The organism is Streptomyces sp. NPDC056479 (genome assembly GCF_042795335.1).
Taxonomy (GTDB): domain Bacteria; phylum Actinomycetota; class Actinomycetes; order Streptomycetales; family Streptomycetaceae; genus Streptomyces.
The window spans coordinates 110,098-135,563 of sequence record NZ_JBHTRZ010000015.1 but is presented as its reverse complement, the minus strand read 5'-3'; the positions used below and the strand labels follow the sequence as shown (position 1 = coordinate 135,563).

At 70.4% G+C, this 25,466-nt stretch carries 20 protein-coding genes and 3 pseudogenes; 14 read left to right on the top strand and 9 right to left on the bottom strand.

Annotated elements, in window-relative coordinates; all coding sequences use genetic code 11:
* The first annotated feature begins 552 nt into the window (after window positions 1-552).
* From ACFQ6S_RS42205 to ACFQ6S_RS42165, 9 genes and pseudogenes are all read left to right on the top strand, one after another.
* Window positions 553-924 carry a hypothetical protein gene (locus tag ACFQ6S_RS42205; protein WP_383421447.1) on the top strand — a complete coding sequence of 124 codons (372 nt, stop codon included), beginning with the start codon at window positions 553-555 and terminating at the stop codon, window positions 922-924.
* Window positions 925-1,034: 110 nt separating this feature from the next.
* A complete protein-coding gene (locus ACFQ6S_RS42200; RefSeq protein ID WP_383421444.1) occupies window positions 1,035-1,940 on the top strand; it encodes a hypothetical protein in 906 nt (301 codons plus the stop codon).
* A 623-nt stretch (window positions 1,941-2,563) separates the two neighbouring features.
* On the top strand, window positions 2,564-3,397 hold the full coding sequence (locus ACFQ6S_RS42195) for a replication-relaxation family protein (protein WP_383421483.1): 834 nt from the start codon (window positions 2,564-2,566) through the stop codon (window positions 3,395-3,397).
* Window positions 3,398-4,167: 770 nt separating this feature from the next.
* Window positions 4,168-4,469 (top strand): annotated as a pseudogene (locus ACFQ6S_RS42190) (transposase); the annotation flags it as partial.
* Window positions 4,465-4,635 (top strand): annotated as a pseudogene (locus ACFQ6S_RS42185) (transposase); the annotation flags it as partial. The pseudogenes ACFQ6S_RS42190 and ACFQ6S_RS42185, both read left to right, overlap by 5 nt.
* Before the next feature lie 356 nt (window positions 4,636-4,991).
* A complete protein-coding gene (locus tag ACFQ6S_RS42180) occupies window positions 4,992-5,225 on the top strand; it encodes a transposase (protein ID WP_383421480.1) in 234 nt (77 codons plus the stop codon).
* A 362-nt stretch (window positions 5,226-5,587) separates the two neighbouring features.
* Window positions 5,588-6,001, top strand: coding sequence for a hypothetical protein (locus ACFQ6S_RS42175; protein WP_383421441.1), 414 nt, complete (start codon window positions 5,588-5,590; stop codon window positions 5,999-6,001).
* Between the two features lie 2 nt (window positions 6,002-6,003).
* Window positions 6,004-8,385 carry a caspase family protein gene (locus tag ACFQ6S_RS42170; protein WP_383421438.1) on the top strand — a complete coding sequence of 794 codons (2,382 nt, stop codon included), beginning with the start codon at window positions 6,004-6,006 and terminating at the stop codon, window positions 8,383-8,385.
* A gap of 198 nt (window positions 8,386-8,583) precedes the next feature.
* Window positions 8,584-8,808, top strand: coding sequence for a hypothetical protein (locus tag ACFQ6S_RS42165; RefSeq protein WP_383421435.1), 225 nt, complete (start codon window positions 8,584-8,586; stop codon window positions 8,806-8,808).
* A 43-nt stretch (window positions 8,809-8,851) separates the two neighbouring features.
* Here ACFQ6S_RS42165 and ACFQ6S_RS42160 read toward each other — a convergent pair whose 3' ends face one another.
* Window positions 8,852-9,418 carry a hypothetical protein gene (locus tag ACFQ6S_RS42160; RefSeq protein WP_383421432.1) on the bottom strand — a complete coding sequence of 189 codons (567 nt, stop codon included), beginning with the start codon at window positions 9,416-9,418 and terminating at the stop codon, window positions 8,852-8,854.
* A 164-nt stretch (window positions 9,419-9,582) separates the two neighbouring features.
* On the opposite strand from ACFQ6S_RS42160, the pseudogene ACFQ6S_RS42155 reads away from it, so the two are divergent.
* Window positions 9,583-9,852 (top strand): annotated as a pseudogene (locus ACFQ6S_RS42155) (DNA primase); the annotation flags it as partial.
* A gap of 344 nt (window positions 9,853-10,196) precedes the next feature.
* Complete coding sequence (locus ACFQ6S_RS42150; RefSeq protein WP_383421429.1) at window positions 10,197-10,691, top strand: sigma-70 family RNA polymerase sigma factor; 495 nt, start codon at window positions 10,197-10,199, stop codon at window positions 10,689-10,691.
* Between the two features lie 51 nt (window positions 10,692-10,742).
* Here the strand turns inward: ACFQ6S_RS42150 and ACFQ6S_RS42145 are convergent, their stop codons facing one another.
* Window positions 10,743-11,432, bottom strand: a complete 690-nt coding sequence (locus tag ACFQ6S_RS42145; protein WP_383421426.1) for a hypothetical protein — start codon at window positions 11,430-11,432, stop codon at window positions 10,743-10,745.
* A 39-nt stretch (window positions 11,433-11,471) separates the two neighbouring features.
* Complete coding sequence (locus tag ACFQ6S_RS42140) at window positions 11,472-12,440, bottom strand: hypothetical protein (protein ID WP_383421423.1); 969 nt, start codon at window positions 12,438-12,440, stop codon at window positions 11,472-11,474.
* A 233-nt stretch (window positions 12,441-12,673) separates the two neighbouring features.
* Here ACFQ6S_RS42140 and ACFQ6S_RS42135 point away from each other — a divergent pair, with 233 nt between their 5' ends.
* Window positions 12,674-16,999: an FtsK/SpoIIIE domain-containing protein gene (locus tag ACFQ6S_RS42135; RefSeq protein ID WP_383421420.1), complete on the top strand. Its 4,326-nt coding sequence runs from the start codon at window positions 12,674-12,676 to the stop codon at window positions 16,997-16,999.
* A gap of 83 nt (window positions 17,000-17,082) precedes the next feature.
* On the opposite strand, the gene ACFQ6S_RS42130 is transcribed toward ACFQ6S_RS42135, so the two are convergent.
* The 4 genes from ACFQ6S_RS42130 to ACFQ6S_RS42115 form a co-directional block, all read right to left on the bottom strand.
* Window positions 17,083-18,987: a hypothetical protein gene (locus ACFQ6S_RS42130; RefSeq protein WP_383421417.1), complete on the bottom strand. Its 1,905-nt coding sequence runs from the start codon at window positions 18,985-18,987 to the stop codon at window positions 17,083-17,085.
* A 2-nt stretch (window positions 18,988-18,989) separates the two neighbouring features.
* The gene (locus tag ACFQ6S_RS42125; RefSeq protein WP_383421414.1) at window positions 18,990-19,658 is read right to left on the bottom strand and encodes a hypothetical protein; all 669 of its coding nucleotides are present in this window, start codon (window positions 19,656-19,658) and stop codon (window positions 18,990-18,992) included.
* Between the two features lie 45 nt (window positions 19,659-19,703).
* Window positions 19,704-20,003 carry a hypothetical protein gene (locus ACFQ6S_RS42120; RefSeq protein WP_383421411.1) on the bottom strand — a complete coding sequence of 100 codons (300 nt, stop codon included), beginning with the start codon at window positions 20,001-20,003 and terminating at the stop codon, window positions 19,704-19,706.
* Between the two features lie 85 nt (window positions 20,004-20,088).
* Window positions 20,089-20,385 carry a WXG100 family type VII secretion target gene (locus ACFQ6S_RS42115; protein ID WP_383421408.1) on the bottom strand — a complete coding sequence of 99 codons (297 nt, stop codon included), beginning with the start codon at window positions 20,383-20,385 and terminating at the stop codon, window positions 20,089-20,091.
* Window positions 20,386-20,628: 243 nt separating this feature from the next.
* Here ACFQ6S_RS42115 and ACFQ6S_RS42110 point away from each other — a divergent pair, with 243 nt between their 5' ends.
* On the top strand, window positions 20,629-21,522 hold the full coding sequence (locus tag ACFQ6S_RS42110) for a hypothetical protein (protein WP_383421405.1): 894 nt from the start codon (window positions 20,629-20,631) through the stop codon (window positions 21,520-21,522).
* 451 nt (window positions 21,523-21,973) lie between these two features.
* Here ACFQ6S_RS42110 and ACFQ6S_RS42105 read toward each other — a convergent pair whose 3' ends face one another.
* Window positions 21,974-22,981, bottom strand: a complete 1,008-nt coding sequence (locus ACFQ6S_RS42105) for an aldo/keto reductase (RefSeq protein WP_383421477.1) — start codon at window positions 22,979-22,981, stop codon at window positions 21,974-21,976.
* Window positions 22,982-23,096: 115 nt separating this feature from the next.
* The gene (locus ACFQ6S_RS42100) at window positions 23,097-24,131 is read right to left on the bottom strand and encodes an AraC family transcriptional regulator (RefSeq protein WP_383421402.1); all 1,035 of its coding nucleotides are present in this window, start codon (window positions 24,129-24,131) and stop codon (window positions 23,097-23,099) included.
* Between the two features lie 400 nt (window positions 24,132-24,531).
* On the opposite strand from ACFQ6S_RS42100, the gene ACFQ6S_RS42095 reads away from it, so the two are divergent.
* A partial coding sequence (locus ACFQ6S_RS42095) for a trypsin-like serine peptidase (RefSeq protein ID WP_383421399.1) occupies window positions 24,532-25,466 on the top strand: 935 nt, incomplete at its 3' end.

Sequence of the window (25,466 nt, the reverse complement as noted above, 5' to 3'; positions counted from 1 at the left end):
CCGCCGATCTCCACCACCCGGCCCCACTGCGGGAGCCGGATCGCGTCGACATCACGCTCCACATCGCTCCACATCGCCACGCAGATCCCTCCAATCAGGTTGCATGACTTCCTACCGACGCGGCAGAACGAATCGCCCACGACACACGCGTGTCGCCGCTCGTAGTCCGGTCAGCATGTCTTGTTCGCTGTGCAGCTACGCGTCCCTCCCCGACCTACTGCTCTCCTCCGGACGGCGGCCGCGGCTCGCCGACCTGTATGTCGAGGTCGAGCACGTTCGCGGGGACAGTTTCCGTCCGACAGGCGCATCGCCGATCTGGTCCGGCACGCCAAGACGTGCGGGGCGCCCGATTCGGGCGTCGTCTGCCCGGGCGACGGCCCGGAGTTCACCGCCCTGGAGAACCATGTGTGGTCGGCACTGATGGTGAAGCCCCGCAAGGACCCCGAGCTCGCCCGCGGCAGCGGCCCGAAGGGTGACGGCTGCAGCACTCACACCTGATGACCACCGCCTGCCGTGCCGGGGATTCCCTCCGGCACGGCAGGCCCACCTACAGTGGATGAAGGAGATGACCATGGAGACGAACCCACCGCCCCGCTGCTTGATCTCGCCGCCCAGGCCCAGAGCGTGAGCGACCCGGAGACGCTGCACGACTTGTTGTCCCGCGGCCACCGCGCCTGGTGCGAGGGCATCGCAGACGTCCAAGCCGGTGTTGCCCGGGAGACCGCGGGCCTATCCGACGGCCAGTTCGCCGAGCGGTGCGCCGTTGCGGGCGCGCCGTGGGAGGAGGGGATGTCCCGCGGTGAGGCGATCGCCGCGCTCGCGTTCGTGACGTGGGATGCCGCGCCGGCCGCGATGCCCTACACGGCCCTGGAGAGGCGTGCCGCGCGCTTCGGGGTGTGTCTGCTGGGCGAGGAAGTGCTGTAGCCCGATTTGGCGTCAGGCTGGACGGCGAACCACCCTATTTGGCATTATCGAACATGTCGCGCTCGTCCGAGTGCCGGCACCGCCGTACTGATCCTTTCAAAGGGGCCCTGATGTCTTCCGCCGACCGGCTCGTGGACACCTCGCAGATCGTGTCCGAGTTCGGCACGAGCAAGCCCCGGATCAGTGACTGGAGCAACAACCCTGACAGTGGTTTCCCCGAGGTCGCGCACCAGGAGGGCCGCAAGCGGTTCTGGCGCCACGACCAGGTCGCGGAGTTCTTCGCGCAGCGTGCACCGGCGAAGCGCAAGCTGCCGGCCGCGGTGCTCAAGGCCGACCAGGACGAGCTGCTGACCAAGCGGGAGGTCACCCAACTGCTGGGGTACACCCGCACGTCTACCATCGACGGCTACTTCCGTGACCGGCCCGGATACTTCCCGGAGCCCGACGAGGACGTCGAAGGCCCGATGTGGCGCCGCGGCACGATCGTGGCCTGGGTCGCCAGCCGCCCCGGCAAGGGCCGCCGCGCCTCCGCGCCGACGGCGGACAGGCCTGAGGTCTCGGCCGAGGGCGATCCCGACGAGCTCCTGGGGACGGCCGAGGTCGCGGTCCTGCTCGGCTACGGCAGTCCGGCTTCGTTCTCCAGCGCCCTCTACCAGGGGCGCATTCCCGAACTGCCGAAGCCGGACGTGCTGGAGAAGGAGGAAGGCAGCCGGGGCCGGGCCCGCAAGAAGTGGCGCCGGGCCACCGTCGTCGACATCGCGCGCAAGCGCGGTGTGCTGCCGCCGGCCGACCAGGACGACAACGCGGACCTGGTCGGCGCCGCCGAAGCAGCACGCATCCTCGGCTACAGCAGCGCCGACAGCTTCATCAGCGCGCTCGGACACGGGCTCCTGCCCGATCTCGAGCAGCCCGACGGATACGAGTACCGCCGCGGCAGCGGCGGACGCCCCCGCCAGCAGCGCTGGAAACGCTCCCGCCTCGAGGAACTGACAGCCCGCCGCTCCTCACCGTCCTGACTGCAGCACGCCGAATCGCGTCGCAGGCGGGATACCGTAAGACCGCGGCCTCTGGTTTTAGGGATCGACGAACTCCCGGCGGGCCAGACGCCGCACGATGGCCGGTATGGAGAGGCCAGCCACCTCTCCCCCGCAAAGCCGCACGGCTCCGCGGAACCGGCCATCGCCGCTTCGCAACACTCCCGGGCACGCTGCCCGCCCTACTCTCCAACTCCGAAGCGATCACATGCCCAGGCAGGCCTTTTCCTCTCGCCCGCTTCGAAGGCGTGCCGCCTAGCAGCAGGCCGACTGATCGCTGGCTCCAGGTGCATGGCCGACACCACTGAAGGCTCGCCACAGGACTTCTTGCCCGAAGCTGTGGTCGGGGCGACCACAGGCCCGACCACGGCATTCGTGTCCCCATCGTGATCGTGGTCGGGGCCTCATGGTCGGTGGGCAGGTCAGGGACGGCGAGTTTCCTCAAGGCCGGCCACAACCCGGTCTGACTGAAGAGTCGACCATGTCTCCGGCAAATCAACATTCGAGAGCGGGGCGACCATCACGTGCTCCCAGCGCACACCACCACTAGCCAGACTGCCTCGCTGTCCACCCACAGCCCGGTCGAGCCACTGCCCCATCAACTCCTGTCAGCGCTCGCCCAGCACCGAATGGCCACCACCAGCCAGCTCCGCGATCTGCTGCGGCCGAAGGCGGCCCGCCAGACCGTTTCCTCCCCGCTGAACAAGCTGCGTCAGAAGGGTCTCGTCAACTACACGGTGCTGCCCCAGTCCAACGGTTCCCGCGCCTGGTACCTCACAGGCGAGGGGGCCCGCCTGACCCGGGACTTCCCAGCAATGCGAAGCCGCCCTCCCTATCCGATCACCTCTGCCACGGCCGCCTCGCTGAAAACACCTCACACGCTCACCGTGGTGCGCGCGCATCTGCCCTCTGCGGCAGACGCCCGCCGGCTCGGGCACGAGCACGGCCCGTGGGACTGGACCCCTGAGGTAGCTCACCCCATCGGCGAGGGCGAGCGGCTCGTAGCCGACGCGGTCATGCACTACACCGTCATCGACGGCCAACACCGCCGGAAACTGCGCGCATTCGTGGAAGTCGACCGCACCACCATGAGCAGTGAGCGCCTCGCCGTGAAGCTGATCGAGTACGCAAGACTGTTCCGGTACGAAGCCCAGCCCGTCGGACGCCGCCGGCCGGTCTCCCCCGGCCGCGCATGGCTGCGCTGGTACCCGCTCTTTCCGCGCGTGCTTTTCGTGCTCACCGGCGCCTCCCGGGCAAGACTGGGCAACAGGATCAGCGACCTGCAGGCGATGACCGCTCAGCACCCGCTCGTCGCTGTACTCGCCCGCGAGGTTCCGCTGGGAGCCGCCATCCTGGAGGACATCGAAGAGCGCGGCCCCTCCGGGCCGGTGTGGGTGCCGCTGGCTGGAGGCAGGCCTCGCCCCTGGGCCGACTTGTGACCATGTTGCCCGACGCCGAGAAGGCCGGCGACGGTACCGCAAAGACCATCGGGCGCCACGCCCTGCTCTTCGGTGTCGACGATCCCACCGATCCGCTACTGGCGCTGTAGCCGACGGCGCTTGCCCATGACCCGCGACGAGCGTCCGGGAAGCCGTCGCCTCGCTCCCCCACGCCTGACAACCGGGTTCCACAGCACAACCAGAGACGCAAAGGCCCGCCGAGTCAGGCTGACTCTCACCCAGGGCTCCGGCGCCCCCTGGGCTCTCATGCAGCCGGAGTGTCGCGTTACGGCGCCGGGCGACTCCCCCGTCCCCGCACGGACAGACAGCTAATTCTGCGCAGCCTGCTGACCACAGGCGGCCGTTGCGCATCACGGCAGGCCTGCGCGCCGGCTGCGCGCAATTGGTCACGTACGCGAATGCGCAGCGGTTGCGTGCCCTGCGAGCTTGTTAAGAGCCACGGCAGCTGAGGGTGTCAGCCCACGCAGCCCGGGACCACGCTCGGGGCGCAGTTGGTCGGGACGTTATCCACGACCGGGGTTGCGGTCGTTTTAGGCGCGGGTCTCAGCCGGTCATTCGTAGGATCGGTGACACCCAGGGGCTCCAGGTATGGCTCAGAAGCTGTTGCCGTCTTCAAGGCTGTTGACACTTGGCCGCCCGGAGCCCCGCGACGACTCGACCGCTGATTGGGATACGCGACTCGATCGCTTCGTAGGACAGTGCCGGCGAAGTCGTCTGCGGGTTCAGAACGATGACCTGGTGGAGGAGACGTGCCTAAGATCTGGGCGGGCTTGGACATCGGCAAAGAGCATCACCACTGCGTTGTGATCGACGGACAGGGGGAACGCCTCCTGTCACGCCGGGTTCTGAACGACGAGACAGAGCTGCTCAGCTACTCGGCGACGTCCTCGCGTTATCCGAAGACGTGCTGTGGGCAGTCGACATCGACCACGGATGCGGCGCGCTGCTGATCGGGCTCCTGCTCAGCCACGACCAGCCGATGGCATACATCACCGGACTGGCCGTCCATCACGCCTCGGCCGGCTACCGGGGCCAGGGGAAAACGGATGCCCGCGATGCGCACGTCATCGCCGATCAGGCCCGCATACGTCGCGACCTGGGCGTTTCTGCGGACCGGCGACGAAGTAGCCGTCGATCTGCGGACGTTGACCGCTCGCCGCACTGACCTGGTCTGTGACCGCACCCGTCAGGTCAACCGCCTGCGGGCTCAGCTCCTGGAGATCTTTCCCGCTCTAGAACGCGCGCTGACCCTGACGATGCAAGGGCCAATCCTGCTGCTGACCGGCTACCAGACGCCCGCTGCCATCCGTCGGGCGGGCGTTCGGCGCATCGCGACCTGGTTGAAGAACCGAAAGGTCAGAGGTGCTGCCGACATCGCCCGCGCTGCGGTCGAGGCGGCTGAGGCCCAGCACACGGCACTGCTCGGCGAGAAGTTGGCCGCGATGGTGGTCGCCCGTCTCTCGAAGGGGGTAGCCCTCAACGATGAGATCGCCGAGCTCGACGCTCTCATCGACGCCCGGTTTCACCAGCATCCGCATGCGCGAGTGATCAACAGCCTGCCCGGAATGGGGGCATGCTCGGCGCGGAGTTCCTCGCAGCCACCGGCGGAGACCTGGAAGCCTTCGGCAGCGTTGACCGTCTCGCCGCGTCCGCCGGCCTGGCTCCCGTGCCCCGGGACTCCGGGGCGCGTCAGCGGCAACATGCGTCGTCCCCACCGCGGCCTGCTGCGGGCCTTCTACCTCTCTGCCATGGCCAGTCTCAGATCGTGTGCCGCCTCGAAGACGTACTACGAGCGCAAGCGCAGTGAGGGCAAGAACCACAAGCAGGCCTTGCTCTCCCTGGCCCGCCGACGAGCCAACGTCCTGTGGGCCATGATCCGTGACGGAGCGCTCTACCAAACCTCACCGCCAGTCACCGCAGCGGCTTGACAACAGCATTGGGAAGTGTCTGAGCCTGGCATGCCAAAGATGAAAGGGAACTGCATTGAGTCCGGTGCGGATCCTGGGAGCTGCAGTACTGCGTCAGCCGATGAGTGGTCGACCGCCGGTTCTTCTGCCGACCTGCCGAGTAGTCCCGATGGGCTGCCGTAGGCGCTGTGTGCCGCCACACTGTGAGGTGCAGTTCCGCGCCAACCTGCCAGCGGGGGGAAGTATGCAGGACCACGCTTCGATGGGAAGCCGCCACACGGATCAGCGGCCCGATGACGTGGTGGATGTACTGCTGTTGATCGCGCCCGACCCCGAGCTGGACCCGGAGGCGGCAGAACGGCTGACGCGCCAACTGCGGTCCGAGATTGCCGAGCTGGACATCGAGTCAGTACGTCCAGGCTCCGGAGGCCCTGCTCCTGAGGGTGCGAAGGGCGTCGATGCGGTCACTTTCGGAGCGGTCGTGGTGGCGCTGAGCGCGTCCGGTGGGGTGTTCACCGCGCTCGTCGACACCGTGCGTGACTGGCTGGGCAGGTCCGCCGCCCGGCATCGGGTCTCGCTGACCATCGACGGTGACACGATCGAGCTGGAGCAGGCGTCCGTCGACGAACGGCGCGAGCTCATCGAGGCGTACGTCCGTCGTCACACCGGCCGTTAGTCATGGGGCGCAGGCTGGCGCTGTTGATCGCTACGTACGACTACCAGGACAGCGGGCTACGGCAGTTGACCGCGCCGGCACACGATGCGGAGGCATTGGCCGCGGTGCTGCGGGATCCGGACATCGCCGGGTTCGAGGTCACCGCCCTGATCAACCAGCCACATCACGTCGTCGGCGAGGCCATCGGCGACTTCTACCGCGACCGGCGCCGCGACGACCTGACCCTTCTGTACTTCACCGGCCACGGTCTCAAGGACGACGGCGGCCGGCTCCACCTGGCGATGAGCAACACCCGGCGCGACAGCCTGCTGTTCACCGGGCTGTCCGCCGAGCAGATCGACCAGGCCATGGAGGGCTGCGTCTCCCGGCAGAAGGTACTCATCCTCGACTGCTGTTACAGCGGAGCGTTCCCTGCTGGGCGCCTCGCGAAGGCCGACACCTCAGTGCACGCGCTGGAGCGGTTCCAGGGCCGCGGCCGCACCGTGCTCACGGCTTCGGACGCCACCCAGTACTCGTTCGAAGGCAACACGCCGCTCGGTCAGGCGGCGCAGTCTGTCTTCACCCGCTACCTGGTCGAGGGTCTTCGCGACGGCAGCGCGGACCTCGACGGCGATGGCGACATCACCCTCGACGAGTTGTACGGCTATGTCCACGACCGCGTTGTCGACGAGATGCCGCAGCAGCGGCCGAAGAAACTCGACAGCGTCGAGGGCCGCATCGTTGTCGCCCGGAACATCAACTGGGTCCTGCCCGCCCACCTGCGCAACGCCATCGGCAGCCCGATCGCCACCGACCGGCTCGGCGCCCTCGACGGACTCGCCCACCTGCACCGGATCGGCAACGCTGTCGTCCGCGGCGCTGTCCTCGATGAGATCCGCCGCCTCGCCAGCGACGACAGCAAGCTGGTGTCCGCGGCGGCGGCCGCACGGATGCCCTCCCTTCTCCCGCAACCGCCGGAGCAGACGCCGGAGCCTCTCGTCGAGCGGCCCGCCGGTCCAACGCCCCCGGAGCCGCGGAAGGTTGTGGAAACGCCTCCCGCCACAGAAGTGCGGGAGGTTACCGAAACGCCTCCCGCTTCTCCGACGGCACAGCCCCAACCGCCCCGGCGCAGCGTCGCGGCTTCTCACCCGCCTACCGCCGCGCCGGGGGCGTCAATTCGTCCTCACCTCGACGGCCCTTCGTCCACGCGGCCCGGCGCCCCCGTCGCGGGCACCGCCCGAGGATCACGTTTCTTCCCCCGCATCCGCAGAGCCAGGGCCCTCACTGCCGGCGTCGCCCTCTTGGTACTGGCGACGACCGTCGTCGTGGCGCTCCTCACCACACGGGGAGAGGGAGAAAGCAGTTCCTCCGCCAGCCCTGCCCCCATCGGCCTTCTCACCGGGGCCGGCCAGTTTCTGAACTACAGCCCCGACGGGAAGACTCTCGCGACGGTGGGCGATCGGAGGGTACGGCTGTGGGACCTGAGCACCCCGTTCCGCAAAGAGATCGCCACCCTCAACGAACAGACCATCCCGAACACCGGGGTGGTGTTCAGCCCTGACGGGCACACCGTCGTCACCACGGAACTGCCACCCAGCGGTCAGCTGACGGACAACGTCTCGGTTCGGCTGCGGAACGTGTCCACGGGCAAGACCACCACCATCCGCACCGGCCACAAGCTAGCCGCCAGCGCGGCGTTCAGCCCCGACGGCAAAACCCTCGCCACCGCCGCCGACTCCGGCGTCCGCGAAGAGAGTTTCGACAACCCGATTCGGTTGTGGGACGTCGCCACCGGAAAGAAGACCGCAACCCTTGCCGGCCACACCAACCTAATCGGGACCATGGAGTTCAGCCCTGACGGCAAGACCCTCGTCACCGGCAGCAACGACGACACCGTGCGACTGTGGAACCTCGAAACCGGCAAGGCGACCATCCTCCGCGGCCCCTACGTGGCAGCGCTCAGTCTCGATGGCAAGACGCTCGCCACGTCGGGGGGAAAGTACAGCCCAGTGCAGCTGCGGAACGCGGCCGCCGGCAAGGTCACCGCCGTCCTCACCAGTGCCAAGTGGCCGGCAAGGTTCAGCCGTGACGGCAAGACCCTGGCCACCGGCGGCGACGACAGCACCGTGCGGGTGTGGAACACCGTCACCGGCAAAGCCGTCACCACCGTTAGCGGCACCGGCCTACAAGTGGAGCTAAGTCCCGACGGCAAGACTCTCGTCACCGACTTGCCCGACGGCGAGACCGTGCGGGTGTGGAACGCGACCAACGGCAAGACAATCGCGGGCCTCCCCAGCCTGCCCAGCCGGGTCCGGAGTGCGGCGTTCAGCCCCGACGGCAAGACCCTCGCCACCGCGAGCGAAGACGGCACGGTTCGGCTGTGGAGGGTGAGCGACTTCACGTGATCTTTTTGAGCGCGGCTCCGTGAGCATGGGTGGGGAGTCGTTCGTGGTCTCGACGGTTTGGGCAGGCCTGTGTGTTCCTCGCCCCCAGAGCGTTCGACCACGCAGCTGCGCGGCAAGTGTGCTCGGAATGTCCGTGCCTGGAAAGGCCCGTAAGGCCGACGATGGCGTCCGGCAACCGGCTGCTCGTACGGTGGCCGCATGGGCAGGGACGCAGGAGTGCCCCGGCTGCGGCTGGTCGTGGTCACGGACGACGCCGCCGGGCCCGCGGCTGTGCCGTGGGTGCGGCGGTCCGCTGATGCCGGCGTCGAAGGCGACGGCGGTGTTTTGCTCGTCGGCGTGCCGGTCGCAGCACTGGCGGCGGATGCGGCGGGCGAGGGCGAGGACCCAGGCGGTACAAGCCGGAGTGACCTCCACCTGCCCTGAGTGCCGGACGTCCTGGACCGTCGGCGTCGAACGTCCCGTCTCGTCAACGTACTGCTCTTCCGCCTGCCGCAAAGGGTCCTGGCACAGGTGGCGCACGGAAAAGAGCGGGGTGTGAGGCCGCGCCCGGCTGCTGCTCGGCCAGCCAGCCGCGGGCTACCAGGCGTTTGGCTTTCGACCGCAGTGCCTCCACCCGCGCTGGCACCGCGTCCATGCCGAACATGGCAGCCATCTCCTGGCAGATCAGCGGCCCTTGACGAAGCCGGGCCCGATCCGCAAGTGTCCTGAGGATTCGCTGGCAGTCGGCCGACAGTGCCGACCAGGCCAGCCCCTGACGCCACACCGGCACCTGCGACTTCGGTTTCGCCGCATCCGCAGAGGCCGACTGCACCTGCGCATCCCGCGGATCCGAGGTGACCTCCGCCTCGGCGGTGGCGCTGTCGTCTGGAGCCAGCACCGTATCGACCCGCCTGCGAGCGATCGCCCACTCCTGCCATTCCAGTTCGGCCGCAGCCAGCTCGGCCTGGATGCGGTCGGCCTCCTCCCGCAGCCCGTCGACTCGACGTCGAGCGGCGAGTTCGTGCTGTTCCAGCAGTCCAACAACCGACGGCATCCGAGACCTTGGGGGGAACGACAACCCGACAAGCCACCACTCCCACGGAACCACCACTCCTGTCCCCGACCAGCGGAAACGCGCCGATCCCGTCCGGAAAGACAACAGCTTCTGAGCCAGTCCTGACCGCTACATCCCTGTCACGCGGCGGAGGCTGGTGGCGCGGTCGGCGCGTCATCGTCTGTTGCCGAACTCAAGCCGGGCGACGGCTTCGACGAGGCGCGGGTCAGGCTGGTCACGGGCGGCGACCGCATCAAGGCGCGCCGCTGCGGCAGGACTTCTTCAGCTTCCATCCCATCCACACGCTTTGGCTTGTGGGCAGCCACCGTCCCGAAGTGGGCCTGGGCGGCTACGCGTTCCGGCGTCGAATGAAGCTCATCCCGTTGGAATGCGTCGTCACCGACGAGCGCCATGTGGACAACCTCGCCGACGTCCCACGATCTGAGCGGAGCGGCGCATCTGCCGATGCAGATCTGACTGACTATCAGAATGCAACGGGACTGCCATCGCGGGCCAGCAGCATGCGAGACGTCCTCGGGGGCTTCCCGACGCGGTGTTGCGTTCCCGGGGACTTTCCACGTCGTCATCCGTGCGCCGTCCCGCGGTTCGGGCTTCGGCGTGCACCGAAAGGCTCGGTAGATCCCTCATGCACAGCACGCCGTCCTCGATCGCTGCGAAAAAGGACGAGAACCCCTGCGTCGGGGCCGCCTCGGAGCGCAGCGCCTCGCAGCCCTATGCGGTGTCCGGGACAGCAGCCGCCCACAAGGGGCACGCCTTTATGCAAGCGATCAGTGCGGCCGAGGAAGTCCACCTGCTGCGCTTCGCCAATACGCTCACCTTGGGTGACTTCCACAGTGCGGAGGACCTCGTCCAGGAGGCCCTGCTGCGGGCCTGGCGGCATGCGGACCGGCTCGTCTCCACCGAAGGACTGGCACGTCCCTGGCTCTTCACCGTCGTTCGGCGGCTGGCCATCGACGCCATGCGGGCCCGTCGTGCGCGTCCTGTCGAGGCGCCCCCGTCGGCCCTGGACACCGAGGTGGTGGCCGACCCCGGCGAAGGCACACTCACCGCGCACGTCCTGAGGCAGGCGATGGCGGAGCTGACCCCGCCACACCGTGAAGTACTGGTTCACCGGTACTACTTCGACCGGAGTGTCGAGGACACCGCAGCAGCATTGGCGCTGCCGATCGGCACGGTGAAGTCCCGCACCAGCCACGCGCTGAACGCCCTGCGCCAAGCCTTGACGTCCCAGGGAGTCCAGGCTTACCGGTGATTGCCGTCGGTGCTCCATCACGTCGTCGGCCGGCGATCGCCGTCCGCGGTCTCATGCATCTGCGGGCCGGATCGCCTTCACCTGCAGCTCGGTCCCCCGGTACGGCACCGTCGCCCCCTCGAGGTCCCACGCCGGCGCTGCCTGTGGTACTCCGTCGACCCACTCGATGCCGGTCTGGCTGCTGTCCGGCATGACGATCAGCCCGATGCGGACCTGGGAACCGTCCACCACTGCCGAGGCGTGGTACAGCCCTGCGGGCGGCTGGGCCGCGGGGAGCGTGAACGCGATCTCGAACTGCCCCCAGGCCGCCGTCCCGGTCAGCGCGCCGTCGGTCACGCTTGCGTGGAGGACTGCGCCGTCGGCTCCGGTGAGCAGCAATGTGTCGCCTCCTGCCGTGCCGCTCAGCCATGCCTCCTGAGCCGAGCCGTCGGAGACGTAGGCGATGGCCTTGCTCTTCCACACCATGACTGCGACAGAGAAGCCGCCGTCGTTGCTGCTGCCGATGAAGCGGGCCTGCTCGTCGGGTTGTACGGCGATGTCCGGGGCATCCGCGGGAGTTTCGGGGACCTCGCCGGCCCCGGGGGCGGACGGGGGGGACGAGGCGCCGCTGGGCGCACCCCCGGCATCCGCTGCGCTGCGGCTGTCCCCGGTGATGAAGCCGGTCGCGATGTCGATCACGACCGCGGACAGGGCGAGTGACAGGACGGCGATGAGGGCGATCAGTGTCCGCTTGCGGGTCAATGTGTCTCTCCTAGGAGATCGGGGTGGTGCGGCGGCCGGTCAGCGCAGACGGCCGGCGTGTGTGTCGATCGCCATGCCCAGTGAGCCGGTTTCGAGTTTTCCGTCGGGTCCGACGGCCAGTCGCCAGGCGGCCTCGGGGGCGTCGCCGAGCAGCAGCACCGCATCGGCGTGGTGGAACGCAGACGGGCGCCGTTCGTCCGCGTACTGCGCGGCGTCCATGACGAACAGGCACGGCGTGTGGTGCTCCCCGCCGTGCCAGGCGCTGCCCTCGATCAGGCGGAAGACGTCGGTGACGCCCTCGGCGGCGGGTGCGGGGGCGGCAGCGAAGGTGGTGGGCGTGTCCGGCTCGGTTCCGGCAGGACGTTCGGACAGGGCCTCGTTCAGGGTTGCCGCGGTGTGCAGCCTGGCCGACCGTATGCCCAGGCTGTCAGCCAATGCGGAGGTGGCGGCGGAGCCCACCAAGGTCACTTCGGCTCTGCTGGTGAGCGGCCCGGTGAGGAGTTCGGCGACGAACGCACGAGCCAGCTGCCGTGTGTCCTCCTGCGCACCCGTCAGGGCGATCGGCGCGGAGGCGCGCGCCAGGTCGGCCAGCACCCGCTGTTCTTCGTGCAGGCCCAGGGTGACGGTGAGGGAGTACGGATGTGTGGCCGTCGTCCCGGGGTCGCCATCGGTCAGTTCCTTGCGGGCCACCGACCATTCCTCGCCCGCGTCGTCGCTCTCCCACGGCGCGGGCGCTTGCGTGTCGAAGCGCGCCAGCCTCAGCACCAGCCGGTCCTCGGAGCAGATCGCGGCGTACACATCCGGCGGCTTGTGTCCCGTGCGGGCGCATCCGGCGGCCAGAGTGCGCAGGCCCCGGTCGACGCTCTCCAGAGCCTCGCGCCCCGTGACGGCAGGGCCTGCGGGGGGTCGCCGAGCGCTCGGTGGTTTGCGCTGCTCCAGGACCAGCGCGGCGACGGCGCCGAGGAGCGCCGCACCGAGCACGCAAGCCAGAACAACGGACGTGGTCATAGGTCACCTAACAGACGGCAGTAGGAGTCGGGCCTCTCGCCCGCCCCGACCCCTGCTACGGACGCCGCGGCGAAAGGGTTCTCGTGACGCGCCGGGGAGAACCCGGCCCGGAGCCGGGCCGTAGAACCCAGACGGGCGGACTGGTGTCCTACCCGCCCGTTCAAACCGGCCCGTCCCCGCTCGCCAAACGCGGCCCGCATCGGCCCCGACCATCAGCCCCCTGGAGATTGACCGTGCGCCTGCTCCTTACCGTCGTCGACGACGTCGGCGACGCCTTCGACGTACAGATCGAGACCGAGCCGGACACACCGGCCGGCGCGATCGCCCGGGCACTGGGCGGCCACGCCCTGCACGTCGGCGGTGTTCTGATACCTCCCGAAGTCACCGTCCGGGAGTCGCCGCTGCGCGACGCAGCCGTGGTGCACCTGGGCCGCCCCGCACGCGTGGCCGCGCGGGAGCCGGACGGCCTCGTGGAGGTTCGCGTGGTCGGCGGCACGGGAGCGGGCTCGGTGTACCGGCTGGACATCGGCGAGTACCACATCCACCACGCTCAGGACGGCAGCCCGCACGTCAGCCGGTCCGCACCCGCCGGCGCCGCGACCCGGCTGCGGGTCGGAGCCGGCGGCCGGTGCACGCTCCTGCCGCACGACGGAGCCGGCCCTGTCCACCTGGACCGCGACGAGGTGAGCGAGGAGCGGCCCTGGCCGCTCGGAGCGCAGCTGGCGACCGGCAGCTGTCTGCTGGCCCTCGCCCTCGCGGAGCGGCCCGACGCCGCCCTGCAGCCCTGCGAGGACGGCGGCGGCCTCGACTACAACAGGCCTCCACGGCTGTTGCCTGCGAAACCCGGAGCGGACTTCCGCCTGCCTTCGCCGCCGCTTGAGCCGGAACGGCGTCCGCTGCCCTACATCGCGGCGGTTGTGCCGCTCATCATGGCCGCCGCCGGCGTGCTCATCTTCGGGAGGCTTTCGGCACTCCTGTTCGGCCTGCTGACACCCGTGGCGGTCATCGGCAACTATGTGATGAACCGGCGCAGCGGCAAAGAGTCGTACGCAACCCGGCTCGCGGCGTACGAGGAGACCAAGGCCCGCATTGAGAGCGAGGCGGAGAACGCCGTGGTCGCCGAACGCATCGCGCGCAGAGCCTGGTTCCCCGATCCGGCGACCGTTCTGCTCACCGCTGTGGGACCGCGCCGCAGACTGTGGGAGCGGCGCACCACGGACGCCGACTTCCTCGAGCTGCGGGTCGGCACCGCGGACCAGCCCTCCGAGGTGGTGCTCCAGGACCCGATGGCCGACGAGCACCGGCGTCGCACCGCGCAGGACGCCTACGACGTGCCGGTGACCGTGGACCTGCGCCGGCACAAGGTGATGGGCATCGCAGGCCACGGCAGGCCGCTGCGCGCGGTGGCCCGCTGGGTCGTTGGGCAGGCCGCCATCCTCCACAGCCCGCGCGATCTGCACATCTACCTGCTGACCGGGCCGCAGGGCGAACGCGACTGGGCGTGGGTGCGCTGGCTGCCGCACGTGCGGCCGCAGCCGGGAGGGGACACCGTGATCACGGTGGGCACGGACACGGAGACCTCGGCCCGCCGCGTTGCCGAACTGACCGCGCTGATCTGCGCCCGGGCCGCGGAGCCCAGGGCGCAGCGGCACGACGTACTCGTCGTACTGGACGGAGCCCGGCGGCTGCGCTCGCTGCCCGGAGTCGTACAGATCCTGCGGGACGGCCCGGGCGTCGGGGTGCACTCGGTGTGCATCGACACGCAGGAGCGGCTGCTGCCGGAGGAGTGCCTGGCCGTCGTGAGCGAGGAGCCGGGCGGGACACTGCGGGTCGGCCGGTCGGGCCTTGACCCGGTCACCGGTGTCAGGCCGGACGCCGTCACCACCGACTGGTGTCGCGGCGCAGGCCGGGCCCTGGGCCCCCTGCGGGACCCGGGCGGTGCGGCCGAGGAGGCATCGGTACTGCCCGCCGCTGCCCGGCTGCTCGACGTACTGGGTCTTAACCGGCCCACCCCGCAGGCGGTGGCCGGCCGTTGGAATGCCGGCGGACGGTCCACATCCGCGCTCGTCGGGGTGTCACTCGACGGGCCGTTCGCCCTCGACCTGCGGCGCGACGGGCCGCACGCACTGGTCGCCGGCACCACGGGTGCGGGCAAGTCCGAACTGCTGCAGACGATCGTCGCCACGCTGGCCGTGGCCAACCGCCCCGACGCCATGACGTTCGTCCTCATCGACTACAAGGGCGGATCCGCGTTCAAGGACTGCGTCTTGCTGCCGCACACCGTCGGCATGGTCACGGACCTCGACGCGCACCTCGTGGAACGGGCGCTGACCTCGCTGTCGGCGGAGTTGAAACGCCGCGAGCACATCCTCGCCGAGGCCGGGGCCAAGGACATCGAGGACTACGTGGACCTGCTGCGCCGCGAACCCGGACGCGACCCCATGCCCCGGCTGCTCATCGTCATAGACGAGTTCGCCTCGATGGTCCGCGATCTGCCCGACTTCGTGAAGGGCCTGGTCAACATCGCCCAGCGGGGCCGCTCCCTCGGCATCCACCTGATCCTGGCCACACAGCGCCCCGGCGGCGTCGTCTCCCCCGAGATCCGCGCCAACACCAACCTGCGCATCGCCCTGCGGGTCACCGACGCCAGTGAGAGCCAGGACGTCCTGGGCTCCCCCGAGGCGGCCGGGATCTCCAAGGGCACACCGGGACGGGCGTATGTACGGCTCGGCCAGACCTCGCTCGTGCCGTTCCAGGCCGGCCGGGTCGGCGGGCGCAGGCCCGGCGCGTCGATCGCCTCCGCCCCGACGCCGTGGATCGTGCCGGTCGGCTGGGACCAGCTGGGGCGGCCCGTGCCGGCGCGGCCCCGGGCCGCGCGCCAGGATCCGGACGACGCCGTGACCGACCTGGCTGACCTGGTGGAGGCCGTGCGCGGCGCCGACCGGGAGCTGGCCATCGCGCGGCAGCACAGCCCGTGGCTGCCCGCCCTGCCCCCCTTGCTGGCGCTGGAGGACCTGCCGGCCGCGGCCCCGATCCCCTACGACCTCCCGCCGGTCGTGTACGGCCTGGTCGACCTGCCCGCCGACCAGGCGCAGCTGCCGATCGCCCTGGACCTGGCGGCCTTCGGACATCTGCACATCGTGGGCTCGCCCCGGGCCGGCCGCTCGCAGACCCTGCGCACCCTCGCGGGCGCCCTGGCCCGTACCCACTCCAGCGCCGACCTGCACCTGTACGGCATCGACTGCGGCAACGGCGCGCTGCTGGCCCTGGAAGGCCTGCCGCACACCGGAGCCGTCGTGCAGCGCACCCAGCCCGAGCGCCTGGCCCGCCTGCTGAACCGGCTCACCGCCGAAGTGGCCCGCCGCCAGGAGCTGCTGGCCGCCCGGGGCGCCGCCGACCTGCCGGAGCTGCGTACGGCGCTGCCGCCCGGCGAGCGGCCCGCTCACATCGTCGTCCTGCTGGACCGGTGGGAGGTCTTCGACAAGACCCTCACCGAGTTCGACGGCGGTGCGCTGCTGGGCGGCGTGCTGACGCTGCTGCGGGAGGGCGCGAGCGTGGGGGTGCACATGGTGATCGCCGGCGACCGGACGATGTTCTCCACCCGGCTCAGCTCCAGCACCGAGGACAAGCTCGTGCTGCGGCTCAACGAGAAGTCCGAGTACGCCATGATCGGCGTCCCGCAACGCTCCGTCCCCGACCACATCCCCTCCGGGCGGGCGCTGCGCGCCACCGACAAGGCCGAGGTGCAGATCGCCCTCCTCGAGAGGGACACCACGGGAGGGGCACAGGCGGCCGCCCTGCAGGCCATCGGCGCGGCGTGCGCCGAACGCGACGCCGAAGTGCCACGCGCCGCCCGCCCGTTCCGGGTCGACCAGCTCCCCGACCGACTCAGCGCCGCCGAGGCCGCCGCGTACCTGCCCGAACCCCGTCCCGGTCCGCTGTGGGCGATGGTCGGCGTCGGCGGCGACGAACTCACCGCGGTGGGCGCCGATCTGTCGGTGACCTGCACCTTCGTTCTCGGCGGCCCGGCCCGCTCGGGGCGCAGCACCCTGCTGCTGACGATGGCGCTGTCGCTGCTCGGCACCGGTACGCGGATCGTCGTCGCGGCGCCGCGCCGCTCACCGCTGCGCGAACTGGCCGGCCGGGAGGGCGTCCTGGCGGTCTTCACCGAGGCCGACATCCCCCGGGAGGAGCTGGAGAAGGTGCTGGCGGACCACCCCGGGCCGGTCGTGGTCGTCATCGACGACGCGGACGATCTGCAGAAGTCGCAGGCGGAGCCCGTCCTCGGCGCCATCGCCCGCACGGGTGCCGAGACCGGGCGCGGACTCATCGTGGCCGGGCAGACGGACCGGCTCATGGCGGGCTTCTCGGGCTGGCTCGTCGATGTACGCCGTAACCGGCAGGGGGCCCTGCTCAACCCGCAGTCGGTCGGGGAGGGCGAGCTGATCGGCGGCAGGATCCCGCGCAGCCGGGTGGGTGGCGGCAAGCCGGGCCGCGCGATGTTCCACGCGGGCGACGGGCGGCTGCAGACGCTCCAGGTGCCGGAGACGGCCTTGTAGTCCCGCCCGCCCGCATGCGAAAGGGCTCCCGTACCGCCTCCGTTGCGGTACGGGAGCCCTTTCGGCCGCTCACTCCGTCATGGTCAGGCCGTCGTGGCCTGTTCCTGCTGTCTCTGCTCTTTCAGGGCTTGGTCCAGGCTGTTCGCGCCGAGCCCGACGCCGGCGGTGCCCAGCGCTACGCCGACGGCGCCCGTCCCCAGCTCGATCTTGTCCAACGGGTTTTTGGGAGGGAAGTCAGGCAGCTGGAAGATCGGGGAACTGGCGGGCGGCTGCGCCGGGGTCGGGTTCGGCGCGGGCGGCGTCGCGGCGGGCGGCGCGGCGGTGGGTGGCGGCACAGAGGCGGGTGCGGGCGCGGGCGTCGGCGCGGCGGTGGGTGGCGGCACAGAGGTGGGTGCGGGCGCGGGCGTCGGCGCGGCGGTGGGTGGCGGCACAGAGGTGGGTGGCGGCGCGGAGGTGGGCGGCGCGGAGGTGGGTGACGGCACGTCGGGCGGCGGCACGTCAGGCGTCAGCGGCGGGCGCGCGGTCGGACCGAGCGGCACGTTCGTTGCGGGCGGCTGGAGCGTCGACCCCGACGGTGCCGAAGCCGGCGGTGCGGCCTGCGGCAGCCCGGCCGACGGCCGGGTCGGTGAGGGCGGCGTCACCGTCACCTCCGGCAGCGGCGAGTTCGGCAGCGGCGGGCGCGCGGTCGGACCGAGCGGCACGTTCGTTGCGGGCGGCTGGAGCGTCGACCCCGACGGTGCCGAGGCCGGCGGTGCGGCCTGCGGCAGCCCGGCCGACGGCCGGGTCGGTGAGGGCGGCGTCACCGTCACCTCCGGCGGCCCCACGGCGATAGGGGGTGCGGGTGTCGGCGCGGAGGCGGGCGCGGGCGCGGGCGTCGGCGCGGGTGCAGGTGTCGGCGCGGAGGTGGGCGCGGGCGTCGGCGCGGAGGTGGGCGCGGGCGTCGGCGCGGAGGTGGGCGCGGGCGTCGGCGCGGAGGTGGGCGCGGGCGCGGGCGGGCGCCCGGTGAGGGGCTGCAGGGGGATACCAGCCGGATCGGCCGGGCGGGTGCCGCCCAGGCCGGCGATCTTGGGGAAGGTTTTGGGAAAGGCCTTCGCGGCCGCGACGACCACGCCGATCCCCCCGAACGCGAGGCCGAGCACGCCCAGGACAAGGTCGGTCAGATTCCCCTTCAGATCACCGGTGACGACGGTCTTCGCCACGGTGAGCCCGAGCGCGGCGGCCCCCAGCACCAGCCCGATGACGGCGCCGGTGAGAGCAAATGCGGGGATGAAGGTGAACACCACCGCGGCGATGATCCCGAGGGCACCGAGCACCACGCCGAGGATCTCGTCGAAGAGGGTGTCGAAGATGTTCTTCTTCTTGACGGCGTTGTCCTCGGCGTCTGCCAGCGCTGTGCTCGCCACCGCGGCGTCGCTCGTCCGCAGCTGCTCCGCGTCGGCGGCGAGACGCATGGCCACCGCCAGTTCCGACCGCGCGTTGTCCGCCGCGACCCGTGCCGAATCACCCGCCGCCTGCGCTCTGCTGATCGCGTCCCTGGCGGCGGCGCGGGCCTGGGCGTCGTCGGGCGGCGGCGGTTGCGCGTCCTGCAGGCCCCGCAGGTCCGTGTCTGCCGACAGCGCGGAGTCCAAGGCCTGGGTGAGGCGTTCCTGGGCCTCCTTGCCCAGCATGAGGGCGCGGCCGGCCTGGTCCTGGTGAGCCTCCAGCCTCGGGACGTAGGCCTCGAGGGCGTCGGCCGCCGTGCGGTACGAGTCGCGCAGCTTGCCCACCTGTTCCGGGAGTTCGGCGAGTGTCTCCCGGAGCTTTTCCATGGTCTTGCCCTCGCCGAGGTCCTGGCTCTGCAGCCGGCCGATGACACCGGCAGCGGACTCGGCGTCGTCAGCGATACCGGCGTACCCGGCGGCGAGCCGGCGCAGCACCTCCGGTTCACCGGGGGCGGGGTCGTCGGCGCGGTCGAGCACGTCCCACTCGACAGCTGCGGGTCGTGGCACCGTCACTCACCTCCGGTGAAGAACAGGGTTTCGGCAATCGCGTCGAAGACCGTGAAGAACTCGTCCCTCAGGGTCAGATTGGGTGTGGTGGAGGCGACCACCAGGAAGTCGCGGGTGCCGGGTATCGGCACGACGGTCTGCATGATGGCCATCCGGACCCAGCCTCTGCCGTAGAAGTCGACGTCTTCGACGGAGGTGACCCGGCCGGCGGGCCCGGCCAGCGGCAGCTCGATGAATTCGGCCCCGTTGGCGCGGGTGCCCCTGCCGTGCGGCAGACCGGCGTTGCGCACCGCGTACGCCACCAGCAGATCGCAGAGAGCGGCCTCTGTGTCCTTGGGCGGGCTCACCCTGAACACCATGGTGGAGGCGATCAGCGGGGCGCCGTCGAACAGCTCGAAGATCCCGGCCAGTTGCAGAGCGCCCCGGGCATGCGCCTGGCGTGCGGCCTTGCGGGCCGAACGGACCAGCGCGTCGGCGAGCTCGGCCGTCTCGCGGTCCAGGGGCTGTCCGGGCCGCGACGGTTCGAAGCCTTCCAGCAGCCGGCGCCTGATCGCCGCGTCCCGGGTGCTCGGGTCCAGGTCCAGGTTCCACCAACTGCCGGGGAAACGCAGGAAGTAGCGGCCCGGGACGGCCGCCGGTTCGGCCGTATCCGGCCGCGTCGTCGCATTCATTCGGGCACCGCGCCCCTCACCTTGTCGAAGACTGGGTCAGTGAACTCATTGCGTTCCCGGCGCCGGATCGAGCTCTGCGACGACCTGGGAGTCCGTGCTCTCGAAGCTCGAGAGAATTCCCTCCACGGCCTTCGTGAAGGTCTCGGCGTTCTCCCTGACCCGCTCCTGCCCGGCCTTCCAGGCATTGTCAAAACCATGGACCGCGTCCCGGAGTCCGGGATCACCGACGTCGTCCTCGGTTCCCACGGATTCGAGACCCGCGGTCCGCTCGATCCGGTCGCGGATTCCTTTGAGCAGCTCAATCACCTCGGCGAGTTCATCTCCCGGGATGCGAATTCTTGCCACTTTTCCTCACCCTGTCGGCCGCCATCTGATGCCCGGCCGGGGCCCGGGACCGCAAAAGCGGCCAGGGCCCCGGCGCGAGCGGGATTCATCCGATGGAACCCGCGGTCTGGTCGTCGGTGTCCACGAACGCGCGGGCGACGGAGGACAGGAACTGGCTGACGCCCTCCAGGCCCTCGATGGCGCTCTTCGTTCCCGTGTTGTACTCGTCCCAGTACGGCTTGAACTTGGTCTCCGAGCCGGGCGTGCTGTAGGCGGCGGCGACGACATCGGCCATCTTGGTATCGGCTTCCTGGAGCCCCTGCTGGAGCGTTTCCTTCTGGGTGCGCAGCCAGTTCGCCGCCTCCTCGATGTCCTCAGGGTTGATGTTGATCGGGCCAGCCATGGGGCTTCCTTCCGCGTCGGGGCCGCGACGGCGTCCCATGCCGTCACACTCCTGCACTACGCGGCGAAGACCTGACGGGTTCTCTGCAAAATCCGGGACAGGCAGTCGATGGCGGCGAAATGGATCACGTTTGCGTCTCGGAGGCATGTGCTGAGAACCCCTCAGGCACCGGATCCGTAGCACAGGCTGATCGCTTCGGAAGGTCCGGAGCGGAACAATCAGCAGCATTCGGGGGTTCTCTCGATGTTCCACACAAGAGCCACAGCGCTCGCCTCTTTCGCGGCCGCGGGTGTTTTCCTGCTCTCCGCCTGCAGCGGAAATGACGCCACCGACGCAGGCGCATCCGCGCCGTCATCCGCATCCGGGGCAGGCGAGCTGGCCTTCCGAAACGGCACGGCACAGCAGAACAATGCGCCCGCGCAGACCGGTGACCTGGCGCCCGACGCGGCACCCGCAGTGGCGGCGCAGAAGCCGGTGGCCCGCGAGTGGGTACAGTTGTCGGCCGGCCGCGCCGGACAACTGGATCCGGTCGTGGTCAACGGGGCAGGCTTCACGCTGTACCGGTTCGACGAGGACACCACAGACCCCTCGAAGTCCAACTGCAGCGGGCAGTGCGCCACCACGTGGCCGCCGTATCTGGTCGCGCGCGGCGGGAAGGTCTTCCTCGACGGGATAGACAAATCGTCCGTTGGCTTCATCGAGCGGGACGGCGCATTCCAGGTCACCATCGGCGGCTGGCCCGTCTACCTCTTCAACAAGGACACCAAGGCCGGGGACACCAACGGCCAGGGCGTGCAAGGCACCTGGTTCGGCGTCAAGCCGGACGGCGAGAAGGCCAATGACGGCCAGTCCGGTGACGGTGCCGGTGCCGGTGCCGGTGCCGATCCGGACCCCCAGGCCCCGCCCGCGAGCAGCGCCACCTTCTTTCAGGGCGCGAACTTCGCCGACCCTTCCCAGGGAGTGGCAGGCCCCGGCTGCCAGAACGTCCGCTTCTCCGGCTCGCTCCAGGCCGGCGGCACCCTCAAGATCTGGGACGGACCCGATTGCACCGGCAACGTAAAGGTTGTCGATGGCAACGTCCGGGATCTCTCCGCCATCGGATTCGCCACGGTGAGATCAGTTCGCTTCCTCGGCTGACACGCACAGCGCCAGACGCGCGGCCCGCCTGCTCCGAGAATCCCCGGGGCAGGCGGGCCGCCGACTCCCCCGCCAAGGCAGGAGCCTCTCCTGCCGCAGCTGCCTCCCGTCCCGTACGCGTCACGATGTCGCCTTCCCTGACGTGCGCGGCCCTTGTCTCCCGGCGTCGAGCTCGCACACCGCGCACGGGGCGACCCGCCTCCTGCAGGCTCCTGCGCTGGCCGGGGTGCGGCCTTTTCGGCGAGCGCCCGAACTGCTCGGCCCGCAGCCCGGTGACCGTCCCCACCCACGCCCGGCTCGGCCCTCAAGTCCCGTCCTGGCAGGCCGGTCGGCGGGGGCAGCCGGTGTGGGTGCGCAGCGAGCGGCGGACGGCCGCGGTGCCGCCATCGTGTCCGGCCCGCCGAGTCTGCGGCCGGGGGGGGGCGGCACGAGGACCCCGGCCGCATGCGCGTCAGGACTTCAGGGGCAGCCGGCCGGCGGCATCGGTCTGGCACCAGTCGGGATAGGGGTCCGGTACTGCGCTGACCGCGTCCAGTTCAGCGAGGTCCTGCTCGGCGAGGACCAGGTCGACGGCGGCCAGGTTCTCGGTGAGCTGCTCAGGGCGCTTCGCGCCGGTGATGACGCTGGTGACTCCCGGCCGGGCGAGCACCCAGGCCAGGGCGACGCGGGGCACACCGACGTGATGCCGCGCAGCGACCTCACGCAGACAATCGACGATGTCCCAGCAGCGGTCCCGATCCACGGGCGGGAAGTCGGCGGCGGCCCGGCGCGCTGTGCCGTCGCTGGTGCTGTGGCGGTCGAACTTGCCGGACAGGAACCCGCCGGCGAGGGGGCTCCACACCAGCGTGGCGATATCCTGGTCCGCTGCCATGGGCAGGATCTCCCGCTCGATGTCCCGTCCTGCCAGGGAGTAGTACACCTGCTGGGAGGCGAACCGCTCCAGCCCGCGCACCTGCGAGGCGCCGAGGAACTTCATCATCTGCCACGCCGCCAGGTTCGACGCACCGATGTAGCGGACCTTGCCCTGCCGGACGGCGTCGTCGAGCGCGGCCAGGGTTTCCTCGACCGGGGTCAGCGGATCGAAGCTGTGGATCTGGTACAGGTCGATGTGGTCGGTTCGCAGCCGGCGCAGGCTGTCCTCCAGCGCGCGGGTGACCCACAGCCGGGACAGGCCGAGGTCGTTGGGGCCGGTGCCCATGCGGGCGAAGAGCTTGGTGGCGAGCAGCACATCGCGGCGCCGTGCGCCCAGCACCCGGCCGAGGATCTCCTCGCACTCGCCCGCCGCGTACATGTCGGCCGTGTCGATGAGGTTGACACCCGCATCCAGAGCCAGGCCCACGAGTTCGTCCGCGGCCTTGTCGTCCAGTCCACCCACCACGCTCCATGGCGGCGTTCGGGCCCCGCCGAATGTCATCGCACCCAACGCTATTCGGGATACGAAGATCCCCGTGGCGCCCATTTGCTCGTACTGCATGTTCTGCCTTCCGGTGATCCGTGCGCTGGTCACTGACCGGGCTGAGGCTGTCCGCACGGCGGTGCTCGACGCTATGGACCACCGAGCGGGCAGTCCATGATCAAGCGTCTGGAGAACCTGCGCGTGCGTCTGATGCCGTCGGCACGCGGAAGGGGAGCGCGGGCCAGCCGTCCCGCGTCGCGATCACAGCCTGAGCGGGGGCGCTGCGGTACTGGGCCGGTGAGATGCCCGTGATCCGTTTGAAGGCGGCGCTCAACGCACTCTCCGAGGAATATCCCCACCGGGCGGCCACCGAGGCCACGGTCCGCTCGCTGCGGCGCAGTTCCTGGCCGGCGGCCAGTATCCGCCAGCGCTGGAGGTAGAGAAGCGGCGGCAGTCCGACGAGTTCCTTGAACCGGGCGGCGAAGCTCGCCCGGCCCATGCCCACCTGGGCGCCGAGCGCGGAAACGGTCCATGGACGGCCGGCCTGCTGGTGCATCAGCAGCAGCGCACGGCTGATGCACGGGTCATTGAGAGCCCCCAGCCAGCCCGGCAGCGGCGCCTGGTTGGGTGCGTCCGCCGCCACGACAGCTCGCAGCGCCTGGATGAAGAGGATCTCGGTGAGCCGGTCCGACATCACCGACGTGCCCGCGCGCACGGCGCCCACCTCGTCGAGGAACACCCCGAGCAGCGGCTGGATGGCCTGTGCGTGGGGCGTTGCGGCGCGGATGTGGACCAGGGGCGGCAGGCCGCCGAGCAGCAGCGCGATGGTGGTGTCGAGAAAGTCGACGCTGCCGCCGACGATGAGTGTCCGCTCCCGGACTCCGGATTCGAGGTCGTGCCCGAGCCGCACGATCCGGCTGTCCGCCGCCCGGTAGAGGTCCTCGGCACTGCGGTACGGCGCTCCTCGGTCACTGGCGACGGTGAAGGACTCCCGCGCAGCGAGGAGGAAGCAGTCACCGGCCTCCAGGCGTACCGGACCGGCGTCGTCCACACCCAGCCAGCAGCCCCCCTCGAGTACGGCCCCGATCTTGATGTGCTCGTGGAGTTCGAAGCGAAGTGCCCAACTGCCCCGTGCCTCAAGCCCGGACAGTGATCCGGCCCTGATGTGCAACGAGGCGAGGACATCGGACAGCGGGTCAGCCGATGGTGTCATGCCGCGCAAGGTAGCGCAGGGCCCGACCGGGTCGCTGTCCCGCCCGGCAGACAGTAGTCCACCCGTCGCCGCCGGGCCGGTCGGGGTCCGCACCCGGCCGGCACCACGTCGTCACATCACCGTTGTGTATGGGGCGGCTGCGGGAGAACCCCGCCGGGGCCGGCTCCGTAGAAAGAGTTGCCGGCTCCACTTTCGCAAGCCGCGCACCATGCCGGGCCGGCCGGCCCCGAAAGGGTTCGAGCGCGGGGACGGCCAGGCGGAACAACACGCAGCACAAAAACAGGTGACCGGGCGGGCCATATGGGCGCCATGCCCGATCGCAACCACTGATCTCCGGGGCGGGCGGGGCTGTTTCCCCCGTCTTGTTCCGCCCGCCCCGGACTCCCCAACGCGTCGAAGGATGCCCTTGACCCGCCGCACACGCGCCGCTGCCTGCACCATCGCGTTCCTGCTCGTCCTTGCCGGGGTCACCGGCTGCGACTCCTCACCACGGCTGCCGGCCTTCTCCAACCCCGTCGTGGCAGGGCTGTGGACCCTCCAGCGCATGACACAGGCCCGGTCCGCGGACACCCGTGTGCCCCACGACATCGGCGAGGACTCCGCCACGACGGACCCCGAACCCGACCCGGTGCCCGCACAGCCGCAGACGGCCGCGTACCACGACAGCGCCGCGGTGACGGGGAAGATTTTCTTCGACACCCCCGACGGGCCGAGCGTATGTTCCGGCACCGCGGTGCAAGACCCGGCACGCCCCGGCAGATCGGGGCTGGTGTGGACGGCGGGTCACTGTGTGCACGGCGGGGCGGGCGGCGACTGGTTCCGCAACATCGTCTTCGTGCCCTCGTACAACAATCTCGGGCTCCAAGGAGCGGCCCGGCAGAGTGCGGGCGAGGACCGGATCGCACCCTTTGGAACGTGGTGGGCCACCTCGGCGGAGGCCGCTGCGCAGTGGGTTGCCCAGGGCAGCCCCTCCGGCGGTGACGGCTCGCCGTTCGACTATGCGGTGCTCCATGTGCAGCGGCAGGGGGAGGCTGCGTCGCTGCAGGAGGTGATCGGTCAGGCGGCGCCGGTCTGGTTCGGCGCTCCGCCGGCGACGCGTTTGAGCGAGATGGCGGCCTGGGGATATCCGGCCCAGGCCCCGTTCGACGGCGAGCGGATGTTCTCGTGCCGGGACAGGCCCGGGCGTCTGTCGATCCGCCCGAGGCAACCGGTGCTGTACCGGATCGGCTGCACGATGACCGGAGGCTCCTCCGGGGGCGGCTGGTTCGCCCGCAGCCCGGCAGGCGGGCCGGCGCTGGTGAGCAACACCTCTATCGGGCCGGCCGGCAACACCCG

Excerpts from the sequence above, each read along its gene's own strand:
- ACFQ6S_RS42175 (WP_383421441.1), top strand. The coding sequence starts at position 5,588 with ATGGGAAGCCGCCACACGGATCAGCGGCCCGATGACGTGGTGGATGTA.
- ACFQ6S_RS42110 (WP_383421405.1), top strand. The coding sequence starts at position 20,629 with ATGTTCCACACAAGAGCCACAGCGCTCGCCTCTTTCGCGGCCGCGGGT.
- ACFQ6S_RS42105 (WP_383421477.1), bottom strand. The coding sequence starts at position 22,981 with ATGGGCGCCACGGGGATCTTCGTATCCCGAATAGCGTTGGGTGCGATG.
- ACFQ6S_RS42125 (WP_383421414.1), bottom strand. The coding sequence starts at position 19,658 with ATGAATGCGACGACGCGGCCGGATACGGCCGAACCGGCGGCCGTCCCG.
- ACFQ6S_RS42115 (WP_383421408.1), bottom strand. The coding sequence starts at position 20,385 with ATGGCTGGCCCGATCAACATCAACCCTGAGGACATCGAGGAGGCGGCG.
- ACFQ6S_RS42170 (WP_383421438.1), top strand. The coding sequence starts at position 6,004 with ATGGGGCGCAGGCTGGCGCTGTTGATCGCTACGTACGACTACCAGGAC.
- ACFQ6S_RS42140 (WP_383421423.1), bottom strand. The coding sequence starts at position 12,440 with ATGACCACGTCCGTTGTTCTGGCTTGCGTGCTCGGTGCGGCGCTCCTC.
- ACFQ6S_RS42100 (WP_383421402.1), bottom strand. The coding sequence starts at position 24,131 with ATGACACCATCGGCTGACCCGCTGTCCGATGTCCTCGCCTCGTTGCAC.
- ACFQ6S_RS42200 (WP_383421444.1), top strand. The coding sequence starts at position 1,035 with ATGTCTTCCGCCGACCGGCTCGTGGACACCTCGCAGATCGTGTCCGAG.
- ACFQ6S_RS42165 (WP_383421435.1), top strand. The coding sequence starts at position 8,584 with ATGGGCAGGGACGCAGGAGTGCCCCGGCTGCGGCTGGTCGTGGTCACG.
- ACFQ6S_RS42160 (WP_383421432.1), bottom strand. The coding sequence starts at position 9,418 with ATGCCGTCGGTTGTTGGACTGCTGGAACAGCACGAACTCGCCGCTCGA.
- ACFQ6S_RS42180 (WP_383421480.1), top strand. The coding sequence starts at position 4,992 with ATGCTCGGCGCGGAGTTCCTCGCAGCCACCGGCGGAGACCTGGAAGCC.
- ACFQ6S_RS42150 (WP_383421429.1), top strand. The coding sequence starts at position 10,197 with ATGCAAGCGATCAGTGCGGCCGAGGAAGTCCACCTGCTGCGCTTCGCC.